General features: G+C 64.0%; 4 protein-coding genes and 1 pseudogene. 3 read left to right on the top strand and 2 right to left on the bottom strand.

Features of this window, described 5'->3' with window-relative positions; translation table 11 throughout:
• Window positions 1-790, top strand: a 790-nt coding sequence (locus tag EOA60_RS18800) for a 3-phosphoshikimate 1-carboxyvinyltransferase (RefSeq protein WP_164899397.1), incomplete at its 5' end; no start/stop codon positions are given.
• Window positions 791-1,044: 254 nt separating this feature from the next.
• Entirely contained in the window at window positions 1,045-1,695 is a 651-nt protein-coding gene (gene cmk / locus EOA60_RS18790) for a (d)CMP kinase (protein ID WP_095824344.1), read from the top strand.
• 9 nt (window positions 1,696-1,704) lie between these two features.
• On the opposite strand, the gene EOA60_RS18785 is transcribed toward cmk, so the two are convergent.
• A complete protein-coding gene (locus EOA60_RS18785) occupies window positions 1,705-2,595 on the bottom strand; it encodes a bile acid:sodium symporter family protein (RefSeq protein ID WP_128311722.1) in 891 nt (296 codons plus the stop codon).
• Between the two features lie 401 nt (window positions 2,596-2,996).
• Here EOA60_RS18785 and rpsA point away from each other — a divergent pair, with 401 nt between their 5' ends.
• Window positions 2,997-4,694, top strand: a complete 1,698-nt coding sequence (gene rpsA / locus EOA60_RS18780; RefSeq protein WP_128311720.1) for a 30S ribosomal protein S1 — start codon at window positions 2,997-2,999, stop codon at window positions 4,692-4,694.
• Window positions 4,695-4,771: 77 nt separating this feature from the next.
• Here rpsA and EOA60_RS39895 read toward each other — a convergent pair.
• A pseudogene (locus tag EOA60_RS39895) lies at window positions 4,772-4,949 on the bottom strand (short-chain dehydrogenase); the annotation flags it as partial.

The raw sequence follows: 4,949 nt of genomic DNA, 5'->3' as shown, positions 1-4,949 counted from the left end.
CGTCATCACCGGCTCGATCACGGTGGTGACGCGCGATCACACCGAAAAGATGCTGAAAGGCTTCGGCGCCAACCTGACCGTCGAGACCGACGAGCGCGGCGTGCGCCACATCTTCATCGAAGGCCAGGGCAAGCTCACGGGGCAGACCATCGCCGTGCCCGGCGACCCCTCCTCCGCCGGCTTCCCGCTGGTGGCGGCGCTCATCGTGCCGGGTTCCGATATCGTGATCGAGAACGTGCTGATGAACCCGACCCGCACCGGGTTGCTCCTGACATTGCAGGAAATGGGCGGCCGCATCGACATCCTCAACCCCCGCAATGCCGGCGGCGAGGACGTGGCGGACCTGCGCGTGCGCTCCTCCGACCTCAAAGGTGTCGTGGTGCCGCCGGAGCGGGCGCCGTCGATGATCGACGAATATCCGGTGCTGGCGGTTGCCGCTGTTTTCGCCGAAGGCGAGACGCTGATGCAGGGTCTGGAGGAATTGCGCGTCAAGGAATCCGACCGGTTGTCGGCGGTGGCCAACGGGCTGAAGCTCAACGGCGTCGACTGCAGCGAGGGCGAAGCCTCGCTTGCCGTGCGCGGCAAGCCCGGCGGCAAGGGCCTGGGCGCTCATCCCAACGGGCCGGACACGGCGGTGAAGACGCATCTCGACCACCGCATCGCCATGAGTTTCCTGGTGATGGGGCTGGCGACGGAAAAGCCGGTGACCATCGACGACGCCAACATGATCGCGACGAGCTTTCCGGAATTCATGGGGCTGATGAAGGGGCTCGGCGCCGAGATCGAGTGACGGGCGATGGGTTGGAGCCGAACCGAGATGCAGGCGGAACAGCACCCCGCTTTGTCCTGCGGGACATCTCCCCCGCAAGGGGGGAGATTGGCGGCTCCGGCGCTCCGCTCAATCCTGCAACATAGACAATTGGCGCAAGCGGCGATGACGGCTGATCTCCCCCCAAGCGGGGGAGATGTCCGGCAGGACAGAGGGGCGCGCGAAGGATCGCGGCGCTCATCTTGCTCATTGCGCCTATCGTTCGAGGCGAGCCAATGAGCACCCCCTTCACCATCGCAATCGACGGCCCCGCGGGCGCCGGCAAGGGCACACTCGCTCGCCGGCTCGCCGATCATTACCGCCTGAACCTGCTCGATACCGGCCTCACCTATCGCGCCGTCGCCCATAAGCTGCTCGAGCTCGGTCTGCCGCTCGACAATGTCTCGGCGGCGGAAACCGCGGCACGCCAGGTCGACCTTTCGAACCTCGACCGTACGGTGCTTTCGGCGCATGCGGTAGGCGAGGCCGCCTCAAAGGTCGCCGTCATTCCGTCGGTCCGGCGCATCCTGGTCGACAAGCAACGCGAGTTCGCCAAGGCGCCGCCAGGCGCGGTGCTCGACGGACGCGACATCGGCACGGTCGTGTGTCCCGACGCCGATATCAAGCTCTATGTCACAGCGAGCGCGGAAGTGCGGGCAAGGCGCCGGCTGGCCGAGATCGAAAGCATGGGCGGCAGCGCCGATTTTGCCACGATCCTCGCCGACATCGAGCGCCGCGACGAGCGCGATATGGGCCGTGCCGACTCCCCGCTCAAGCCGGCGGCGGACGCGCACTTGCTCGACACCAGCGACATGGCAATCGAGGCCGCGTTTCTGGCGGCCATGGCAATCGTCGACCGAGCCATGGGTGCGAAAGACCTCGCCTGAGCTTGGCTATCACGACCGGATCGTGCCTTCGATCGCATGTCTGCCTGACCTGCTCACGACGGCTACGAAAACCGCCGCGGTGACATAGGCAATCAAGGCGTAAAGCGCTGGCGGGATCGCCATTTCGGCATTGTTGAGCAGATATTCGCTAAGCGCCAGGGCTATGACGAACGCGGCGTTGTGGATGGCCGTTGCCATGGTGATGGCGACCGCCTGCCGCCTCTCCAGGCGCAGCAGCGACGGAACGGCGTAGCCGAGCGCCATGCTCACCACGTTGAACGCAAAGGCGGCAAAGCCGACAACAGGTCCCCAGGTCACGATGACCTGCCGCTGATCGACGACGGCAAAAATAACGACCGCCGCAAGAAAAAGCGTCGCCAGTAGCTTGACGGGCCCTTCCAGGCGCTCGGCCAAGGCCGTGTAGCGGTGCCGGACGGCAACTCCGATCGAGACCGGGACAAGCACAACGGCAAAGAACTGCAGGAATTTCTCGATCGGCAGCGGGATGACGTGCCCGGCGCCATAGAAATGCAGCAGCGAAAAATTGGTGATCAATGGCACCGACACCAGCGCCACCATTGAGCTGATCGCCGGCAGCGTCAGGCTGAGCGCCGTATCGCCCTTGGCAAGGTGGGTGAAGAGAACCGCGGACGGGGCGCCGGGACTGGCCGCGAGCAGCATCATGCCGACCGCCATCGCAGGCGGCAAAGCCGAAATCGACACGATGCCGAAGCAAAGGACGGGAAGAACCAGTATCTGCACGATAAAAGCCACCAGGAGGGCCTTCGGTCGCAGCACCACCTGCAAGAAGTCCTGGAGCTTGAGCGACAGGCCAAGCCCCAGCATGATGATGACGAGGGCAACCGGCAGGAAGATGTTGAAAGTGGCGCTTGACTGCATGGTGATGCTCCCCGTGACAATCCATGTCGGCAAAAAGAACTGCAACCGCGAACGCGTAATCGCAAAAACATTCGGGCGGAGCATGCGCACCGCCGCGACGCGCACTTGCCTGACACCGGCGAAGTGTCTATAGAGACCGCGTTTCTGGCGGCCATGGCTAACCATCAAAGACTGCTGGCCAAGAGAAACAAGGTCCGATGCGGGTTTTCCTCGTGTTTTCCGTTGCCGGAGGCGATGAAAATACCCATATCGGGCACGAACCAGCCTGCCAGCATTCTCTATGCGCCGGACTTGCCGCTTAAGCGGCCGAGGGCTCTTCAGCCCGGAACGCCGGCAGGCTCACGCAACGCTAACCCACGGCGCCCGCTTCGCTTGTTGTGCGAAGCATTCCAGGAGAAACAATGTCAGCTGCAAATCCCACTCGCGATGATTTCGCGAGCATGCTCGAAGAATCATTCACCGCCGGCCATTCCGGCGAGGGCCAGGTTGTCCGGGGCACGATCACCGCGATCGAAAAGGACATGGCCATCATCGATGTCGGCCTCAAGGTCGAAGGCCGCGTGCCGCTGAAGGAATTCGGCGCCAAGGGCAAGGATTCCTCCCTCAAGGTCGGCGACACCGTCGAGGTCTATGTCGAGCGCATCGAGAACGCGCTTGGCGAGGCCATGCTGTCGCGCGAGAAGGCCCGCCGCGAGGAGAGCTGGGTGCGCCTCGAAGAGAAGTTCACCAAGGGTGAGCGCGTCGAAGGCGTCATCTTCAACCAGGTCAAGGGCGGCTTCACCGTCGATCTCGACGGCGCCGTGGCGTTCCTGCCGCGCAGCCAGGTCGACATCCGTCCGATCCGCGACGTCTCGCCGCTGATGCACAACCCGCAGCCCTTCGAGATCCTCAAGATGGATCGCCGCCGCGGCAACATCGTGGTGTCGCGCCGCACCGTGCTCGAGGAGAGCCGCGCCGAACAGCGTTCGGAAATCGTGCAGAACCTCGAGGAGGGCCAGGGTGTCGAGGGCGTGGTCAAGAACATCACCGACTACGGTGCGTTCGTCGACCTCGGCGGCATCGACGGTCTGCTGCATGTCACCGACATGGCATGGCGCCGCGTCAACCATCCGACCGAGATCCTCAACATCGGCCAGACGGTCAAGGTGCAGATCATCCGCATCAACCAGGAAACCCATCGCATCTCGCTCGGCATGAAGCAGCTCGAGAGCGATCCGTGGTCGGATATCGGCACCAAGTTCCCGATCGGCAAGAAGATCAAGGGCACCGTCACCAACATCACCGACTACGGCGCGTTCGTCGAGCTGGAGCCGGGCATCGAGGGCCTCATCCACGTTTCGGAAATGTCGTGGACGAAGAAGAACGTGCATCCCGGCAAGATCCTGTCGACGACGCAGGAAGTCGACGTGGTGGTGCTCGAGGTCGATCCGGCCAAGCGCCGCATCTCGCTCGGTCTCAAGCAGACGCTGGAGAACCCGTGGGAAGCCTTCGCGCGCAACCATCCGGTCGGCAGCCAGGTCGAGGGCGAGGTCAAGAACAAGACCGAGTTCGGCCTGTTCATCGGCCTGGAAGGCGACGTGGACGGCATGGTGCACCTCTCCGACCTCGACTGGACACGTCCGGGCGAGCAGGTGATCGAAGAGTACAATCGCGGCGACATGGTCAAGGCGCAGGTGCTCGACGTCGACATCGAGAAGGAGCGCATCTCGCTCGGCATCAAGCAGCTGGCCCGCGACACGGTCGGCGAGGCGGCGAGCAGCGGCGAGCTGCGCAAGAACGCCGTCGTCACCTGCGAGGTCACCGCGGTGAAGGATGGTGGTCTGGAAGTGCGGCTGGTCGACAGCGGCCTCGATACCTTCATCAAGCGTTCGGACCTTTCCCGTGACCGCGACGAGCAGCGCCCCGAGCGCTTCACCGTCGGCCAGAAGGTCGACGCCCGCGTCATCGCCTTCGACAAGAAGACCCGCAAGCTGCAGGTTTCGATCAAGGCGCTGGAAATCGCCGAGGAGAAGGAAGCGGTCGCCCAGTACGGCTCGACCGACTCCGGCGCCTCGCTGGGAGACATCCTGGGCGCGGCGCTGAAGAAGCAGGGCAACTAAGCTCCTTCCTCTACCGAAAGCAAAAACCCCGCCGGAGCGATCCGGCGGGGTTTTTCATTGCACTTTGATCTGTGAGCTCAGGCTCGCCCGTAGAGCGGCACCAGCGTGCCGCTCATCGCCTGATTGGCGGGCGAGGCGAGATAGGCGATCGCCTCGGCGGCGGCCTCGAGGCTGACACATTTGGTGAAATCGGCGTCGCGCATGTCGGCGCGGGTGGCGGGCGTGTCGAGCGTCGAGGGCGCGACCGCATTGACC

Source organism: Mesorhizobium sp. M1A.F.Ca.IN.020.06.1.1 (assembly GCF_004023265.1).
GTDB lineage: Bacteria > Pseudomonadota > Alphaproteobacteria > Rhizobiales > Rhizobiaceae > Mesorhizobium.
Note: the sequence above shows the minus strand (reverse complement) of the source record. Positions and strands in the feature narration are given on the sequence as shown.

Bases quoted from the DNA above. Each gene is read 5' to 3' on its own strand.
- cmk (WP_095824344.1), top strand. From the start codon at position 1,045: ATGAGCACCCCCTTCACCATCGCAATCGACGGCCCCGCGGGCGCCGGC.
- EOA60_RS18785 (WP_128311722.1), bottom strand. From the start codon at position 2,595: ATGCAGTCAAGCGCCACTTTCAACATCTTCCTGCCGGTTGCCCTCGTC.
- rpsA (WP_128311720.1), top strand. From the start codon at position 2,997: ATGTCAGCTGCAAATCCCACTCGCGATGATTTCGCGAGCATGCTCGAA.